Source organism: Bacillus sp. FSL W8-1141 (assembly GCF_038593205.1).
Lineage (GTDB): Bacteria > Bacillota > Bacilli > Bacillales > Bacillaceae > Bacillus > Bacillus altitudinis.
In genome coordinates this window covers 3,231,362-3,249,112 of the sequence record NZ_CP151973.1, presented here as the reverse complement: position 1 = coordinate 3,249,112, position 17,751 = coordinate 3,231,362, and the positions used below count along the sequence as shown (strand labels likewise).

Genomic DNA, 17,751 nt, shown 5'->3' with positions numbered 1-17,751 from the left:
ATTTAATAATTCAAAGCCGATATAAAAGATAGATTAAAGCACAGGAGCTGAATAACTATGTCTGTTGGTAAGTTGACTTCGCTAGAGCCACTGATTGATGCATTTCAAACCCGTGTTACGAATCATCAAAATGACAATGCAAACACTGATTTACAAGCAAATGGAAAAGTCGTTTCAAAAGAAGAAATTGAGAAAACGCTTCAAGGAGCAAATAAGCTGATTGAACCTACTCAATTTCATCTTCAATTTGAATTACATGAAAAACTCAATGAATATTATGTCAAAGTCGTAGATAACCAAACCGAAGAAGTCATTAGAGAGATTCCTTCCAAAGAATGGCTTGATTTCTATGCGGCAATGACAGAGATTGTCGGTTTATTTGTCGATAAAAGAATGTAATTGAAGGGAGAACATAAACAATGGTTAATCGAATTACTGGATTTTCAAATGTATTTGATATTGACGAAATCGTCTCAAAGCTAATGAAAACTGAGCAAGCACCACTTGATAAAATGACACGTCAGAAACAAACACTTGAATGGCAAAGAGACAGCTACCGCGAGGTCAATTCAAAGGTCAAAGAATTAGATGATCTCATTGCCAAACTAAATTTAACATATCCGAGTACTTATGGCGCAAAAAAGGTCACAAGCTCCGATGAATCTGCTGTCACAGCAACTGGATCAACAAATGCTACCTCTGGCTCGATTAATGTGACCCAACTAGCGACAGCTTCCGTATTCAAATCTTCTGGTACATCTGGATTTACTGCTGCAAACGGTACGTTCACATTTGAGGTGACGACACCAGATTCTACGACACCCAAAACAGTGACCATTAATACGACTGATACAGATACCCTTGATTCAATCGTGTCAAAATTGAACAACGCTCAACTAGGTGTCACGGCTTATAAAGGCCAAATCTTTGATGGGACCAACTACGTGGATACAATCGCTCTGACTTCCCGTACGACTGGAGAAGGTGTCAGTATTAAGGCAGCGGATGGTAATTCTGCTTCATTTTTAACGCAATTAGGATTCCAAGTGGATGGAGGTAATAAATTAGTTGCGACTACTCAAGGGCAGAAAGCGCAATACGAAATTAATGGTCTCAAAATGGAAAATAACAATAATACCTTCACGCAGGCTGGTATCACATATGAACTTAAAGGAACAACAGATAAGCCTGTCAGTTTGAACGTTTCAACAGATGTCGATGCCATCTTTGATAAAATCAAACAATTCGTTGATAAATACAATGAACTTGTTGAAGAGATTAATGGTAAAGTCAATGAAAAAAGAAATAGAGACTACTATCCATTAACAGCAGAAGAGAAAAAAGCCATGTCTGACAAAGAAGTCGAGCTATGGGAAACGACTGCGAAGTCTGGCTTGCTGAGAAGTGATTCAATTTTACGATCTGGTGCATCTAAATTAAGAAGTGATTTTTATGTTGATATTACGACAAGTGATGGGAATAAAATTCACATGACACAAATCGGAATTGCCACTTCAGATAAATATAAAGATGGCGGAAAGCTTGTCATTGATGAACCGAAACTAAGAAAAGCCATTCAAGAAGACCCACAGAAGATTAGTCAAATATTTATGTCAGGTTCGCTAAATGTAGATTCAAAAGATAAAGATAAAGCGCAGCAGCAATATAAAGAACAAGGAATCATTCATCGTATCAAAAATTCCTTATCAGCCTTCTCAAAGAGCATTCAGACAAAGGCTGGTAGCACAACGATGGCATCAAAGGAATACGGACTTGGTAAGGACCTTGATTCTTTGACTCAACGAATGAGCACATTCCAAGACCGTTTAAAAATGGTAGAAGCTCGTTACTACAAAAAGTTTAACGCCATGGATAGTGCGATTCAAAAGCTAAACAACCAATCTGGCTATCTTTCTCAACTGCTTGGACAATAATTGGAGGTTTATAACATATGGCAATTCAGAACCCTTATGCCGCCTATCAGAAAAATTCTATTGAGACCGCAACACCGGCCGAGTTAACGCTTATGCTTTATGAAGGATGCTTAAAGTTTATTAGACTAGCAAAGCATGGCATTCAAAAAGAAGATGCTGAAATGAGAAACTTGAACCTGAAAAAGGCTCAAAACATCATCCAAGAATTAAATGTCACCTTAAATCGTACGTATGATGTATCAAAGAGCATGGCAAGTATGTATGACTACATCTATCGAAGACTGATTGAAGCCAATCTGCAAAATGACGAAGAGATCCTGAATGAAGTAGAGCAATATGTGACTGATTTCCGAGATGCTTGGAAGGAAGTCATTCAAACCGATCGAAAAGGGCGTCACCACTCTATTGGGGGATCTCTATGAGTATTGTGGATCAACTGCACGACCAAACGTTAAAAATGGCAGCGGAAATAGAGGCCAACCCGCAAAGCGAAACACTCGTTGAAGACTTTGATGCTTTTTTAGTTGAGAGAGACGAACTAATGAGAGACATTCAACATGAGCTTTCCGTTCAAGAAAAAGAGAAAATCAAAGAAATCATTCAAACAGATCAACTGATGGCCAAGCAATTAACGGAGATTCAAAATGGGATCAAGGCAGATATTCAAGCCATTCAACGTAAGAAAACAAAACAGCTGAATTATCAAAATCCGTATCAGCCCATGACAAGTGACGGCGTATACTACGATAAACGGAAATAAATAGGTGAGACCTGTGGCGTATCGTTCAGATGACTATATTTTATTAACCACATATTATGACCTTCTATATACGATAGAAGAGAGTCTAAAATATTTAGATGAAATTGAGAAGGATTTCGCTAAAACAGAAGGGGATCGGATCTTTAATGATCTGATCCATGCCTTCTTTCATTTAGAGACAACACATCCGCTTCTGCTTTCGATTATTGAAAATGAGCACTTTGCCAAGACGATTCGATCGTTTGACCAAATTTTTTTAAGTTTCGATATACTAGCTTTCTATACATTCCCTTCAAATCACTTCCAGTCATTCCTTACATCATATTTTATACCTGAATATAGAAAGTGGATGGATGAAATACATGCCTGTATGAGGCCGTATGTCATTCATTAATTTTTGTTCAATTCAGACCATTCGGAGGAATTTATGAGACTAAAAAATCAATTTTTATTTGGGCTTATTGTCATATGTGTATTGTTTGTCAGTATTTTAGGATTTTCTAGCTTTATCTATTACAAAACAGATCAATCGTATAAAGCACTCCTCACCAAAGAAGTAAAGCTGTACCAGACCTCACTGGAATTAGAGGCACTGCTACAAAAGCAGGAAGCACAAATCAAAACGTATGTGGTTGTGCAGGATAGGAAAGTCTCACAAAATATTGAAGATACCTATGTTGATATTAATAAAAAAACAGGTGATGCTTTAAAACTGAGTACAGTCAAACAAGCAAAAAAATTGTTAGAAAAGATTTCTCAGAAGAATGAGCTTTATTATGAATCCACGAAAAGGCTATTTATCTCATTGAATACCAACAATCAAAAAGAATTCAACACCCGCCTCAGTCAAGAATTACAACCTATCGAACAAGAAATACATACCTTTACAAAAGAATTTGCTCAAACACAATTGAAACAGCGGGATCAAAAAATCAGTCAGCTCAATGAAGAAAGTAACCAATTATTGCTGACGCTCATTCTCGTTAGCGCAGCGATTATAGTCGGCTTTTTAGTCATTGGCACAAGGTTTGTTCATCGTATGACAAAACCGATTGTCTCTGTCACACATGCAGCAAGAAGAATGGCAGATGGTGACCTCACACTTGAAGAGATTGAAGTAACCTCTAAAAATGAAATTGGCCAGCTCGGTACGGCTTTTAACCAAATGACAGCTCATTTGCGTCAGCTCATCTTACAGGTGCAAAACGGGTCAAGGCAATTAGCTGATTCTGCTGCTCAATTTGAAGAAACCATCAGTCAAACCATTTCGGCGAGTGAACAGACGTCTAGCTCGATTGAACAGGTCAGTGAAGCTTCACGTGAACAATCGGATGCAGTAGGAAAAGTAGCTTCGGCGATTCAAGAAGTCTCGACTGGTATGCATAATGCGGCTGAACATACGTCTGATGTTTCGGGTCACTCAATTTCAGTGACTGAAAAGGCTGAAGAGGGTGCATCCCTCATTCAACAATTTGTGAAACAAATGAGTTCTATTAAGGAATCTGTGAATGAACATCATTCTACAATGGCCAATGTACAAGTACAGTTTACCGGCATTCAAGACCTGCTGGGGAATATTCATGCCATTGCAGATCAAACAAATTTACTTGCTTTAAACGCAGCCATTGAAGCAGCAAGGGCTGGGGAACATGGACGAGGTTTTGCGGTTGTTGCAGATGAAGTCAGAAAGCTGGCGGAAGAATCAAGTCAGCTGACTGATCAAATTAGTCAGCTACTCGCCAACGTGAACAAAGATACTGAAAGATCGTCTCAATCTATGACGAAAGTGGAACGAGATATAGCAGAAGGTGTGAAAGTATCGCAATTGTCTGAACAGAGTTTTCAAGAAATTCTGGAATCCATCCGTGATATCTCGATGAAAGCAGAGGAGCTTTCTGCCACGACAGAGCAAATCTCAGCTAGTACAGAAGAAATTTCTCAAACAATTGGTGTGATAGAAGAAGGAGCCAAGCGAAATTCTCAGGAAACAGAGTACATGTCGGCGGCTGTTGAAGAATCACTAGCGGCGAATGAGGAAATGAAAGCAGCTGCGGAAGATTTAAAATCTTTGTCTCAATCACTGAAAACATCTATTTCATCTTTCAAGATTTAACAGTGCGATGGTCTTTTTCAAGAATCAATCGAATATATATTCATCACCTATCAAGTAAAAGCTGAAGCACCGCAGGATTCGACAAATTTCAATAAAAATTCACATTTTTTTTACGTTTGAGCAGGAGAAAAGGAGGGAAAAGTAGAAATAAGTTTACATATCCTTAATTTTAAAGGAGGCGTTCTTTACATGAATTACAATGTCCGAGGAGAAAACATCGAAGTAACACCTGCACTAAGAGATCATGTCGAGAAAAAAATTGGAAAGCTGGAGCGTTATTTTGAGTCAGATGTTGATGCTTCAGTCAACGTGAACTTGAAATTTTACAACGATCAAGAATCTAAAGTTGAGGTTACCATTCCAATGACTGATCTAGCACTTCGAGCAGAGGTGCATAATGAGGATATGTACAATGCAGTAGACCTAGCAACCAGTAAATTAGAACGTCAAATTAGAAAACATAAAACGAAAGTGAACCGTAAATTCCGTGAGCAAGGTGCGAAAAAGCATTTATTTGCTGGAGGAAACGGTGCGTCCGAAGTAGCAGTTCAAGATGACGAAGAGATTGATGAAACAGAAATCGTCAGACAAAAACGCTTCAATTTAAAACCAATGGATAGCGAAGAGGCCATTCTCCAAATGAACATGTTAGGTCACAGTTTCTTTGTCTTCACAAATGCTGAGACAAATTTGACCAATGTGGTATACCGCCGAAATGACGGTAAATATGGACTCATTGAGCCAAACGCTTAATCATTCGTTCCTTTTGATCCGAAAATGACCTAAAAAAAGTAAACCCGCTCCCTTCATTAGGGGCGGGTTTTTTGTGCTAAATCATTGCAAATTCTTTGGAAATCAAGGAAGGTATGGTATGATAAATGCAGGTAAATATGGACCTGTCAAACTTTTGGACATGCCGAAAAATTGCATGAAATAGAGGAGCGTTATTATATGCTTGGAATCTTAAACAAAGTGTTTGATCCTACGAAACGTACGATCAGCCGATATGAAAAAAAGGCAAATGAAATCGAAGCTCTCGCTCAAGATTTTGAGAAATTATCTGACGAGGCTTTACGAAATAAAACGATCGAATTTAAAGAAAAACTTGAAAAAGGACAATCTGTAGACGACCTTTTGGTTGAAGCATTTGCAACGGTTCGTGAGGCTTCCCGCCGCGTGACAGGAATGTTCCCATTTAAGGTGCAGCTCATGGGGGGGATTGCCCTACATGAAGGGAATATCTCTGAGATGAAAACAGGTGAAGGTAAAACGTTGACTTCAACAATGCCTGTTTATTTGAATGCTCTTTCTGGAAAAGGCGTCCACATTGTGACAGTCAACGAATATTTGGCAAGTCGTGATGCAGAGGAAATGGGCAAGATTTTTGAATTTCTTGGCTTAACGGTTGGCTTAAACTTAAACAGCTTAGACAAAGATGAAAAAAGAGAAGCGTACGCTGCTGATATCACGTATTCAACAAACAATGAGCTTGGCTTTGATTATTTACGTGATAACATGGTGCTGTACAAAGAGCAAATGGTTCAAAGACCACTTCATTATGCCGTCATTGATGAAGTTGACTCCATCTTAATTGATGAAGCGAGAACACCTCTTATTATTTCTGGACAAGCTGCAAAATCGACGAAACTTTACGTACAAGCAAATGCCTTTGTTCGTACGTTAAAAATAGAAGACGATTTCACTTATGATATTAAAACAAAAAGTGTACAGCTGACTGAAAGCGGAATGACGAAGGCGGAAAAAGCATTTGGCATCGAGAACTTGTTTGATGTCAAACATGTTGCTCTTAACCACCATATCGCGCAGGCTCTTAAGGCGCATGTTGCGATGCAAAAAGACGTTGATTATGTTGTGGAAGATGGTCAAGTCGTCATCGTTGACTCCTTCACAGGACGTTTAATGAAAGGACGCCGCTATAGTGAAGGTCTGCACCAAGCCATTGAAGCAAAAGAAGGTCTTGAAGTGCAGAATGAAAGCATGACACTTGCAACCATTACGTTCCAGAACTATTTCCGTATGTATGAAAAGCTATCTGGTATGACAGGTACAGCGAAAACGGAAGAAGAGGAATTCCGTAACATTTACAATATGCAAGTTGTCACAATCCCAACCAATAAACCGGTTGTGCGTGATGACAGACCTGATTTAATTTACCGTACAATGGATGGCAAATTTAAAGCAGTAGCTGAAGACGTCGCACAGCGTTATATGACAGGACAGCCGGTCCTTGTCGGAACTGTTGCGGTTGAGACATCTGAATTGATTTCAAAACTGCTTAAAAATAAAGGCATCCCTCATCAAGTGTTAAATGCGAAAAACCATGAGCGTGAAGCACAAATTATTGAGGAAGCTGGACAAAAAGGTGCCGTCACAATTGCGACAAACATGGCGGGACGTGGAACAGACATCAAGCTTGGCGAAGGTGTGAAAGAACTAGGCGGTCTTGCTGTTATTGGGACAGAGCGTCATGAATCACGCCGTATTGATAACCAGCTCCGTGGTCGTTCTGGTCGTCAAGGAGACCCAGGGATTACTCAATTCTATCTCTCAATGGAAGATGAATTGATGCGCCGATTTGGTGCAGAGCGGACAATGGCGATGCTTGATCGCTTCGGTATGGATGACTCTACTCCAATTCAAAGTAAAATGGTCTCAAAAGCTGTTGAATCTTCTCAAAAACGTGTTGAGGGGAATAACTTTGATTCGCGTAAGCAGCTTCTGCAATATGATGATGTTCTTCGTCAACAGCGTGAAGTCATTTACAAACAGCGTTTTGAAGTCATCGATTCTGATAACTTGAAATCGATTGTGATCAATATGATTCAATCGTCTATTGAGCGGGCTGTTGGCTCTTATACGCCGAAAGATGAGCTTCCAGAAGAATGGAAACTAGATGGTCTTGTTGAATTAATCAACACAAACTATTTAGATGAAGGTGCCATTTCGGTCAAAGATATCTTCGGTAAAGAAGCAGATGAGATCACCGAATTCATCATGGAGCGGATTAAAGAGAAATATGATGCAAAAGAAGAGACATTTGGCGATGAACAAATGCGTGAATTTGAAAAAGTCATCGTTCTTCGTGCAGTAGATTCGAAGTGGATGGATCATATCGATGCAATGGATCAGCTGCGTCAAGGAATCCATTTACGTGCATATGCACAAACCAATCCGCTTCGTGAGTATCAAATGGAAGGATTTGCGATGTTTGAGCATATGGTCGCTTCAATTGAAGATGACGTCGCTAAATATGTGCTGAAATCAGAAATCCAAAACAACCTAGAACGTGAAGAAGTCGTTCAAGGACAAACAACTGCTCATCAGCCTCAAGAAGGCGATGAGGAGAAAACAGTGAAGAAAAAGCCGGTGCGTAAAGTGGTGGATATCGGAAGAAACTCACCATGTCACTGCGGAAGCGGCAAGAAATATAAAAATTGTCATGGGAAGACAGAATAAGTAATGGAAAGAGGTGAAAACCTCTTTCTATTCATGTCAGCCCCGATACATCTATGAGGTGAAGGATATGGAATTAGTAGAAATTAGACAAGAGCTTGAAAATATGGCTAGCAGGCTAGCTGATTTTAGGGGGTCTCTTTGACCTAGAAACAAAAGAAGTCAAAATCGCAGAGCTTGAAGCGACGATGTCAGAGGCTGATTTTTGGAACGATCAGCAAAAGGCTCAAGGGGTAATCAATGAAGCCAATGCACTAAAGGATTCTGTGAACTCCTATCATGAACTCAGTGAATCGCATGAAGAACTACAAATGACACATGACTTATTAAAGGAAGATTATGACGAGGAGCTTCATGCAGAGCTTGAAAAAGAGCTGAAGAACTTAACGAAGCAGTTTAATGAATTTGAGCTACAGCTTCTTTTAAGCGAACCTTATGATAAAAACAATGCCATTCTTGAGCTTCACCCAGGTGCAGGTGGTACTGAATCACAGGACTGGGGTTCTATGCTACTCAGAATGTACACTCGCTGGGCAGAGCGCAGAGGCTTTAAGGTCGAAACACTTGATTACCTTCCTGGTGATGAAGCGGGAATTAAGTCTGTGACATTACTGATTAAAGGACATAACGCTTATGGTTACTTAAAAGCAGAAAAAGGTGTCCATCGTTTAGTCCGTATTTCTCCATTTGATTCATCAGGCCGTAGACACACCTCTTTCGTTTCCTGTGATGTCATGCCAGAATTTAATGAAGAAATTGATATCGATATTCGTACAGAGGATATTAAGGTGGATACGTATCGTGCAAGTGGTGCAGGGGGTCAGCACGTCAATACGACGGACTCTGCGGTTCGTATCACACACATCCCAACAAATGTCGTCGTGACGTGCCAAACGGAAAGATCCCAAATCAAAAACAGAGAACGTGCAATGAAAATGCTGAAATCTAAGCTTTATCAAAAACGGATCGAAGAACAGCAGGCGGAATTGGATGAAATCAGAGGAGAACAGAAAGAAATTGGCTGGGGAAGCCAAATTCGCTCGTATGTTTTCCACCCATATTCTCTTGTGAAAGACCATCGTACCAACACGGAGATGGGAAATGTTCAAGCGGTGATGGATGGAGATTTAGATTCCTTTATCGATGCGTATTTACGTTCAAAATTATCATAAAAACTCGGCTTCTTGCCGGGTTTTTTTAATTGTGAGAAAATATAATGAATATAAAGGAATACATATGCCATACTGACTCTATATCCTTTGTATGATGAAATTAGCAATTAAAGGGGGAAATAATTTGGGATTAAAACCATTACAAGAGACGTGGGATTTAGATGCCTTTTTTAAAGGAGGCAGTTCTTCATCAGAATTTATCACATACTTAGAGCATATACAGCAGCTATTAGATGAGTTACGACAAAAGGTAGATGCCTTTTCAAAAGAAGATACACAAATTGAAAAAAAGTTAACAGCTGTCCTTGAAACGTATGAAATCACATATAAAAAACTAGCGCAAGCAGGTTCATTTGTATCCTGTCTACAATCTCAAAATACAAAGGATATGAAGGCGGGCAGTCTCCGGGGGGCTATTGCCAAGCTGGAAGCTGAATTAGGAACCATTCTAGCAGGGTTTGATCAATCACTTGCTGAGATTCCTACTAGCCAGTGGGAAGAATTAATGGATTCAGCCGCTTTTTCAGATGTTCGTTACATATTAAATGAACGAAGAGAACATGTGAAAGATCAGCTGCCTGTTGAACAGGAAACACTCATTCAAAAACTAGCAGTAGATGGGTATCATGCGTGGGATGAACTTTATTCTAGCTTGGTGAACAAAATTACCATTCCATTTGAGCAAAATGGTGAAACACAAATGATCTCTGTAGGCCAAGCAGAAAATGCGATGGATGATTCAGACCGTGAAGTGAGAAAAGCCGTGTATCATAATTTAGAACATGCATGGACACAGGATGAACATTTGTTTGCAAGCACACTCAATCATCTCGCTGGTTTTCGTCTGCAAGTATATGAGGCAAGAGGATGGGATCATATATTAAAAGAGCCCCTTGATATTTGCCGGATGAAACAAGAGACGCTCGATACAATGTGGTCTGTCATTGATGAACATAAACAGCCATTCATTGATTACTTACAACGTAAAGCTGACATGCTTGGGGTTGATAAACTGAGCTGGTTTGATGTGGGAGCGCCTATTGGAAGTGAGACAAAAACCTATTCTTATCAAGATGCAGCCGCTTTTATTATCAAGCATTTCGCAGGGTTTGGAAAAGAACTTGCTGCTTTTACTGAAAAAGCTTTTAATGAACGCTGGGTAGAAGCTGAGAATCGCCCAAACAAACGAGTGGGCGGTTTTTGTACGAATTTCCCTGATAGCGGAGAATCACGTATTTTTATGACCTTCTCAGGGACTCCATCCAATGTAGCGACACTAGCACATGAGCTTGGTCATTCGTTCCATCAGGAAGTCATGCAGGATGTTCGGATGTTAAATCGTAAATATGCGATGAATGTAGCTGAAACTGCGTCGACATTCGCAGAAATGATTGTGGCAGATGCTTCATTAAAAGAGGCGGCCAATGAAGAAGAGCGTCTCAGTTTGCTAGAGGATAAGCTGCAGCGCAGTGTGGCATTCTTTATGAATATTCAATCACGCTTCTTATTTGAACAACGCTTTTATGAAGAGCGCAAACAAGGAGAAGTGCCAGCTGACCGCTTGAATGAGTTGATGGTAGAAGCACAGAAGGAAGCCTTTGGTGACTCTTTAGATGAATACCATCCGCATTTCTGGGCGTCTAAACTGCATTTCCATATTACAGGTGTCCCGTTTTATAACTTCCCTTACACCTTCGGGTACATGTTCTCTCTAGGTATTTATGCAAAAGCATTGCAGGCTGGGGCATCATTTGAAGAGAAATATATTGCGCTATTAAAAGATACAGCGTCAATGACTGTAGAAGATTTGGCATATAAGCACCTAGGTGTCGACCTGACTCAAAAAGCATTTTGGGAAGAGGCCATTTCACTGGCTGTCGCAGATGCTGAAGAGTTTTTAGAAGCGACGAAGGCATAAAAAATGAAAAGCTCCCATTACGGGAGCTTTTTTGCTGGTTTTAACCATTCCAGCATCGTCTGAACGATGTCTTTTTGTTGCGTGAGGACTGGAATGTCTGCAGGCTGATCCCCTTTTTGTTTGCCATACATGCCAAATTGAGCATGATTACCGCCTTTTATCTCATGGTACACCGTTTGGGAAGGTAGCTGCTTTTTCGATTTTTTGATTTTTTCTTGTGTCGCTAGCCCATCTTTTTCGCCTGAAATAGATAATACTTGCAAGGAAGCCTGTTTCAAATCATCTGATGCAGGATAGGAGGCAAGGAAAAAGAGGCCGTCCAGATTGCTTTGATTTTTCTCTGCATACATAGCGGCAGCTGTCCCGCCTAGCGAATGTCCGCCAATGTACCAATGCTTGATGGCTGGATGACTTTTGAGGATATCCTCTGCCTTCTTCGTATTAAAAATCGCGAAGGAAAATGGCATGTCTGGGATAAAGACCGAATAGCCTTTCTTCATCAGCGCATTCCCTAGATAGGCATACGCAAGAGGTTCAACTTTTGCCCCAGGATAGAGAATGATGCCAGTATCGCTATTTGATGCTTCAAATGAATATACCCCATTTTTATGATCGACCTGCTCAATCTTCATCTGCTTTTTTAACGCTTCCGATGGTCCATATGTAAAGCGGCTCCATGTATAGAAAGCACCAAAAGCTAAGATGATGAGTGCAAGTAATGTAATACCGGTGATCTTCAGTATTTTCTTCATCGTATGTCCCTTCTTTCTCATGTACATATTAAATATACCATCATTTACTCTTCTGCCAAACGGCAAGTACGCTGATCCGGCTGTGTGATAAAGTATTAATCCATTAGCACTGCATTTGGCTGTTATTTACAATCTGAATGAGAGGGCTTAAAATAGGTGTGCATTCAGAAGTAACGGAGGAAGAAAGACATGAAGCAGGAACATTCTCAACTTTGGATTGAAGTGAAAAATTATGTACTTATTTTAATAGGATCAGCCATCGTGGCGGTTGGCTTTAATACGTTATTATTACCAAATCAGATTGCTGCTGGCGGTGTGAGTGGAATCAGTACCATTATGCAGTCATTCGGTTTTGAAGCTGCATATGTACAATGGGGTCTCAATATTCCGCTCTTTATCGCAGGCTTTTATTTATTAGGTGGAACATTTGGGGTAAAAACGCTCGTTGGTTCTGTCTTTTTACCTTTAATGGTGTTCTTAACAAGACACATTGCTCCTGTCACCCATGAAGCACTGCTCGCCGCAATATTTGGCGGTGTAGTGATTGGGATCGGGATTGGGCTCGTTTTCCTCGGCAATGGTTCAACGGGAGGAACGGCACTTGCGGCCAAAATCATCAATAAATATACAGGGCTGACGTTAGGTACTTGTTTAGCGATGATGGACGGTTTGATTGTTTTGGCGGCCATGACTGTTTTTGGGATTGAAGAAGGACTGTACGCTGTGATCGGAGTGTTCATTTCTAGTAAGACGATTGATGTGGTTCAGGCTGGCTTTAGTCACTCGAAGATGGCCATGATTATTACGGACCATGAGGATGAGGTCAGACAGGCGGTGTTTGATCAAATTGATCGTGGTGTAACGAAGATTTCAGCAGTAGGTGGGTACACCGACCATGACCGGCCTATTTTAATGTGTGTGGTAGGGCAGTCACAATTCACAAAGTTGAAACAAGTGGTAAAAGCGATCGATGCATCAGCGTTTGTCATCGTCATGGATGCAAAAGAGGTGCTTGGTGAGGGTTTTAAAAGGGCGTAAACAAGGATATAATAACGTTGACCAAATGATTGTAAGGGAGGGAAATACATGAAAAAGAGCGGATTAACGCTTCTTTTTGTCGCTATGCTTTTTGTACTTGCGGCCTGTGGAGGAAATTCAAGTAGCAGTGACAAAGAAGGCAGTAAAAGTGCTTCAAGTGTGAGCAGTGGTGAAGAGATTTATCAGCAAAACTGTATTGGCTGTCATGGAAAAGACTTATCTGGCGGAGGCGGCCCAAGCCTGAAAGAAGTCGGGAAGAAATATAATGAAAGCCAAATTGCAGATATTGCCCAGAACGGTAAAGGATCTATGCCAAGCGGAATGGTAGATGAAAAACAAGCAAAAGAAGTCGCCAAATGGCTTGCAGAGAAAAAATAAAACCTTTGTCTAATCGACAAGGTTTTTTTATTTTCTATTTATAGAAAAAGACTTTTGGATAGTATGAAAACGTATTATATTAAATTTTATTTAAAAAATAAGGGTAAAAAGACACGTTTTTCGGTTTTGATTGCTCTATTTACCTTTTATTTATAAGTTTTGAAATATAAATGTAATACCATTGCGTCGATTCATGACGTATAATTGGAGTTGTTGAAATTTAGACGATTCAATTTTTTCATCTTTTTGGATGAAAAGGACATAAATTGCTTGTGCGTATCGAAGGGTATGTGCGTGACCATACATAACGTTTTTTGACGAGAAGTGTCAGAACATCATGATAAGCTGTTTGACAGCGAATAAGAAAAGATTAGGTGATTACATGATTGAAATGAAGGAAGTCTATAAGATCTATCCTAATGGTGTAAAGGCGATCAATGGAATCAATGTCTCTATCCATCCAGGAGAGTTTGTGTATGTTGTTGGTCCCAGTGGCGCTGGTAAATCCACGTTCATTAAAATGATGTATCGTGAAGAGAAGCCAACAAAAGGGAAAATCTTAATTAATAACAAAGATTTAGGCTCGATGAAGGAAAAAGAAATTCCTTATGTGAGAAGAGAAATTGGCGTAGTATTCCAAGATTTCAAACTGCTTCCAAGTCTCACGGTCTTTGAGAACGTGGCATTTGCTCTTGAAGTCATTGGTGAACAGCCAAGTATTATTAAGAAAAAAGTGCTTGAGGTACTTGATTTGGTGCAATTAAAGCACAAAGCTCGTCAATTTCCAGATCAGCTTTCCGGCGGTGAACAGCAGCGTGTATCGATCGCTCGTTCGATCGTCAATCATCCTGAGGTTGTCATTGCAGACGAACCGACAGGAAACCTTGATCCAGATACTTCATGGGAAATCATGAAGACACTCGAAGAGATTAATAACCGCGGAACAACAGTCGTCATGGCGACACACAACAAAGAGATTGTAAACAGCATGAAGAAACGCGTCATCGCAATCGAAGATGGAATGATTGTGCGTGACGAAGCAAGAGGGGAGTACGGAATTTATGATTAAAACTCTCTCGCGGCATTTACGTGAGAGCTTCCGTTCACTTGGAAGAAACACGTGGATGACATTTGCATCAATTAGTGCGGTCACTGTCACTTTGATTTTAGTTGGGGTTTTTCTTGTCATTATGCTCAACTTGAATAACATGGCATCGAACGCTGAGAAAGAAGTAGAAGTAAAAGTTCTCATCGATTTAACGGCGAATCAAAAGCAGCAGGATGAATTAAAAGCAGAAATTGAGAAGATTCCTGAAATCAGTGATGTGAAATACTCATCCAAGGATGATGAACTAAAAGCACTGATTAAAAGCTTTGGTGAAAATGGACAATCTATGGGACTGGTTGATCAAGAAAATCCATTAAATGATGCGTTTATTGTGAAAACAACAGATCCTCACGATACACCAAAAGTAGCGAAGAAATTAGAAAACCTAAAAGGGACGTATAAAGTCACTTATGGAAAAGAAGAGGTCAGCCGACTCTTTAATGTTGTCGGAGTGGCGCGTAATGTCGGCATCGCACTTATTATTGGGCTTTTATTTACAGCGATGTTCTTGATTTCCAATACGATCAAAATTACGATTTTTGCTAGACGTAAAGAAATTGAGATTATGAAACTAGTAGGTGCAACGAACTGGTTTATCCGCTGGCCGTTCTTCATCGAAGGATTACTACTTGGTGTATTTGGCTCGATTATACCAATCGCTGTATTGCTTGGCACATATCATTATGCTGTCGGCTGGGTGGCGCCAAGGGTACAAGGTTCATTTATTTCAATGCTTCCATACAATCCGTTTGTCTATCAAGTATCACTGATCCTTCTATTGATCGGTGCCATTATCGGTGTGTGGGGAAGTTTAACGTCCATCCGTAAATTCTTGAAAGTATAAATCTATTTATATTGATGGCAGCACTCGAAGATTCTATAGAAGATGTGACCGGCTGATCCAATTCATCCGGTCGACTCTTCATGTCGACAGTTGTCATGGGAGGGGAATATCGTTTTGAAAAGAAAGCTGATAATGGCTGGAATGGCAGCGTTTATTGGAACAACGTGGCTATACATTCCAGGGAACGAAAATCGTGCATTCGCATACGAAGACCTAGATCAAAAACGTCAACAAATTGAAGAGAAAACATCGAAGACTGAATCAACCTTGAAGAAAAAGAAATCAGAACTGGCAAAGCTTGAAAAGAAAGAATCAAAGCTCAAGCAAGAAATTGAAAAAATTGACCAAAAAGTAAGTGCCGCAACTGAAAAAGTCGCTGAAAAAGAAAAAGAGGTCAAAAAGACGAAACAAGAGATCAAAAAACTAAAAAAAGAGATTGAAGTCATCAACGAACGAATTGAAAAGAGAAAAGCGATTTTCAAAGATCGAATTCGTTCTATGCAAAAAAGTGGCGGTACAATCAACTATTTAGATGTGCTGCTAGGTGCTCGTAGCTTTAGTGATTTTGTCAGTCGTGTGGGAGCTGTTACAACCATTGTCGAAGCAGATAAAGACATGATTACAGAACACGAAAATGATTTGGAGCTAGTAGAGCAAAAAGAAGCAGAGCTAAATAAACAGCTAAGTGGACTTGAAACATCTTTGAAAGAGCTTGAAACGTTGAAAAAGGACCTATCTAAACAGCAAAAAGAAAAAGGAAAAGTCCTTGGTCATGTAACGAAAGAAAAAGAACATGCACATGATGAACTAGGAAAGCTTGAAAATGAACAAGAAATTTTAGCGAATCAAAAAGCGGCGGTAAAGTCTGAAGAAGCACGCCGTCAAAAAGAAGAAGCGAAGAAAGCAGAACAAGCAGCTGCTGAAAAAAGTGCACCTGCACCAAGTGGAGGATCTGATCAAGTGTCAGATACACCAGCAAGTAGCTCAGGTTTCATTAAACCAGCTGCAGGCCGTTTCTCATCAGGCTTTGGCGGACGTTCTGGCGGACAGCACTACGGATTAGATATCGCTGCAAAGGGCACTGTATCTGTCGTTGCAGCCGCATCTGGAACAGTCACGAACTCAAGCTACTCGTCGAGTTATGGCAACGTGGTGTTCATTACACATAACATCAATGGCCAAACGTATCAAACGGTATACGCTCATCTTTCAACAAGAAGTGTGTCAACAGGTCAAAGAGTCGAGCAAGGTCAATTCCTTGGATATATGGGCAACACAGGTCAGTCTTATGGCCAGCATCTTCATTTTGAAATTCATAAAGGATTATGGAATGGCGCGAAATCAAATGCAGTCAATCCAGCGCAATATATCCGCTGACAAAAAGCCGATAACAGCATGTTATCGGCTTTTTTCAAGTAGATGAAGTTAAAATAACAGCAGTAATCCGGCAATAATAGGTGTTAAAAGCACAGCGGATTTTAAGAGAGGTTTCGGCGCAAGGCGTGTAAATTTTGCCCCAATAAAAGCTCCTAATACGGTACCGATTAAGATCTGAACGAGCAGGATAAAGTCAACATAGCCTTCTGAAATATAACCAATTCCACCGCCAATAGAGATTGGAATAATCACTAGCATCGTTGTGCCAACAGCTTGTCTAATAGACAGCTTCAGCAAAATCAAAAGCCCCACTTGAATAAATGGTGCTGATCCGATACCGAACATCCCTGAAAGCATCCCTGATACAAGGCCTAATATAATGCCCCTGATCAGCAATTGGCGTGAAGAAAGCGGCTGCTGCTCAGCATCTTCTTTTAGGACAAACAATTTGATCATCATAAAAACAGCAGATAAAAAGAGCATACCAGCTGTTAAATAGTGCAGGCTATCCTCTGGAATAAAAGGAGCCACTTTTGCTCCGGCAAATGAAGCAATACAAGCTAGTGCACCGACAATCAAACCTGATTTGAGCTGGATATTTCCTTCCCGGTAGTGGCTGTATGCACCAGATAAAGTCGTAAATGCCATAGCAGCTAAAGATGTCCCAAGTGCAGTATGGATTGGTACATCAAAGATTAACGTCAGCAATGCGATGACAAAACCAGCCCCGCCAGCTCCTACAAACCCTAGTAAAATTCCTAATAAAAGCATCGTCAATATAATATACATAGCGAAGACTCCTTCTCGATCGTAACAAAATAAAAATTACACCTATTGAAATGATTAGTCAAGCCTCCTTAGGAGAATGTCTTTACATGAAATC

At 40.2% G+C, this 17,751-nt stretch carries 17 protein-coding genes; 15 read left to right on the top strand and 2 right to left on the bottom strand.

The window, feature by feature from the left end:
• Positions 1-57 precede the first annotated feature (57 nt).
• The 10 genes from flaG to NSQ52_RS16705 all read left to right on the top strand — a co-directional run bounded on the left by flaG (position 58) and on the right by NSQ52_RS16705 (position 11,371).
• Positions 58-399 carry a flagellar protein FlaG gene (gene flaG / locus NSQ52_RS16750; protein WP_007499987.1) on the top strand — a complete coding sequence of 114 codons (342 nt, stop codon included), beginning with the start codon at positions 58-60 and terminating at the stop codon, positions 397-399.
• Positions 400-419: 20 nt separating this feature from the next.
• The gene (locus NSQ52_RS16745; RefSeq protein ID WP_342473613.1) at positions 420-1,934 is read left to right on the top strand and encodes a flagellar hook-associated protein 2; all 1,515 of its coding nucleotides are present in this window, start codon (positions 420-422) and stop codon (positions 1,932-1,934) included.
• 17 nt (positions 1,935-1,951) lie between these two features.
• On the top strand, positions 1,952-2,356 hold the full coding sequence (gene fliS / locus NSQ52_RS16740) for a flagellar export chaperone FliS (RefSeq protein ID WP_008348247.1): 405 nt from the start codon (positions 1,952-1,954) through the stop codon (positions 2,354-2,356).
• Complete coding sequence (locus NSQ52_RS16735; RefSeq protein WP_008348246.1) at positions 2,353-2,694, top strand: flagellar protein FliT; 342 nt, start codon at positions 2,353-2,355, stop codon at positions 2,692-2,694. The genes fliS and NSQ52_RS16735 overlap by 4 nt, the downstream gene beginning before the upstream one ends.
• Before the next feature lie 13 nt (positions 2,695-2,707).
• Positions 2,708-3,088: a hypothetical protein gene (locus NSQ52_RS16730; protein WP_008348244.1), complete on the top strand. Its 381-nt coding sequence runs from the start codon at positions 2,708-2,710 to the stop codon at positions 3,086-3,088.
• Between the two features lie 33 nt (positions 3,089-3,121).
• Complete coding sequence (locus NSQ52_RS16725) at positions 3,122-4,807, top strand: methyl-accepting chemotaxis protein (RefSeq protein WP_342473612.1); 1,686 nt, start codon at positions 3,122-3,124, stop codon at positions 4,805-4,807.
• 189 nt (positions 4,808-4,996) lie between these two features.
• Complete coding sequence (raiA, locus tag NSQ52_RS16720; protein WP_007499992.1) at positions 4,997-5,560, top strand: ribosome-associated translation inhibitor RaiA; 564 nt, start codon at positions 4,997-4,999, stop codon at positions 5,558-5,560.
• 198 nt (positions 5,561-5,758) lie between these two features.
• Entirely contained in the window at positions 5,759-8,284 is a 2,526-nt protein-coding gene (gene secA, locus NSQ52_RS16715; RefSeq protein WP_047945628.1) for a preprotein translocase subunit SecA, read from the top strand.
• A 67-nt stretch (positions 8,285-8,351) separates the two neighbouring features.
• Positions 8,352-9,453, top strand: a protein-coding gene (gene prfB / locus NSQ52_RS16710) for a peptide chain release factor 2 (protein ID WP_096881918.1) whose coding sequence is annotated in 2 segments (ribosomal slippage) — positions 8,352-8,423 and positions 8,425-9,453 — 1,101 coding nt in all. Because the reading frame shifts where the segments join, the coding sequence is not laid out codon by codon here.
• 124 nt (positions 9,454-9,577) lie between these two features.
• The gene (locus tag NSQ52_RS16705; RefSeq protein ID WP_268417758.1) at positions 9,578-11,371 is read left to right on the top strand and encodes a M3 family oligoendopeptidase; all 1,794 of its coding nucleotides are present in this window, start codon (positions 9,578-9,580) and stop codon (positions 11,369-11,371) included.
• A gap of 17 nt (positions 11,372-11,388) precedes the next feature.
• On the opposite strand, the gene NSQ52_RS16700 is transcribed toward NSQ52_RS16705, so the two are convergent.
• Positions 11,389-12,123: an alpha/beta family hydrolase gene (locus NSQ52_RS16700; protein WP_342473611.1), complete on the bottom strand. Its 735-nt coding sequence runs from the start codon at positions 12,121-12,123 to the stop codon at positions 11,389-11,391.
• 189 nt (positions 12,124-12,312) lie between these two features.
• Here NSQ52_RS16700 and NSQ52_RS16695 point away from each other — a divergent pair, with 189 nt between their 5' ends.
• From NSQ52_RS16695 to NSQ52_RS16675, 5 genes are all read left to right on the top strand, one after another.
• Entirely contained in the window at positions 12,313-13,161 is an 849-nt protein-coding gene (locus NSQ52_RS16695; RefSeq protein ID WP_041091479.1) for a YitT family protein, read from the top strand.
• Positions 13,162-13,209: 48 nt separating this feature from the next.
• Entirely contained in the window at positions 13,210-13,539 is a 330-nt protein-coding gene (gene cccB, locus NSQ52_RS16690; protein ID WP_008348231.1) for a cytochrome c551, read from the top strand.
• 382 nt (positions 13,540-13,921) lie between these two features.
• The gene (ftsE, locus tag NSQ52_RS16685; RefSeq protein WP_008348229.1) at positions 13,922-14,608 is read left to right on the top strand and encodes a cell division ATP-binding protein FtsE; all 687 of its coding nucleotides are present in this window, start codon (positions 13,922-13,924) and stop codon (positions 14,606-14,608) included.
• Positions 14,601-15,491, top strand: a complete 891-nt coding sequence (gene ftsX, locus NSQ52_RS16680) for a permease-like cell division protein FtsX (protein WP_025208057.1) — start codon at positions 14,601-14,603, stop codon at positions 15,489-15,491. The genes ftsE and ftsX overlap by 8 nt, the downstream gene beginning before the upstream one ends.
• Before the next feature lie 114 nt (positions 15,492-15,605).
• Entirely contained in the window at positions 15,606-16,868 is a 1,263-nt protein-coding gene (locus tag NSQ52_RS16675) for a peptidoglycan DD-metalloendopeptidase family protein (protein WP_342473610.1), read from the top strand.
• A gap of 48 nt (positions 16,869-16,916) precedes the next feature.
• Here NSQ52_RS16675 and NSQ52_RS16670 read toward each other — a convergent pair whose 3' ends face one another.
• The gene (locus tag NSQ52_RS16670; RefSeq protein ID WP_017368130.1) at positions 16,917-17,657 is read right to left on the bottom strand and encodes a sulfite exporter TauE/SafE family protein; all 741 of its coding nucleotides are present in this window, start codon (positions 17,655-17,657) and stop codon (positions 16,917-16,919) included.
• Positions 17,658-17,751 lie beyond the last annotated feature (94 nt).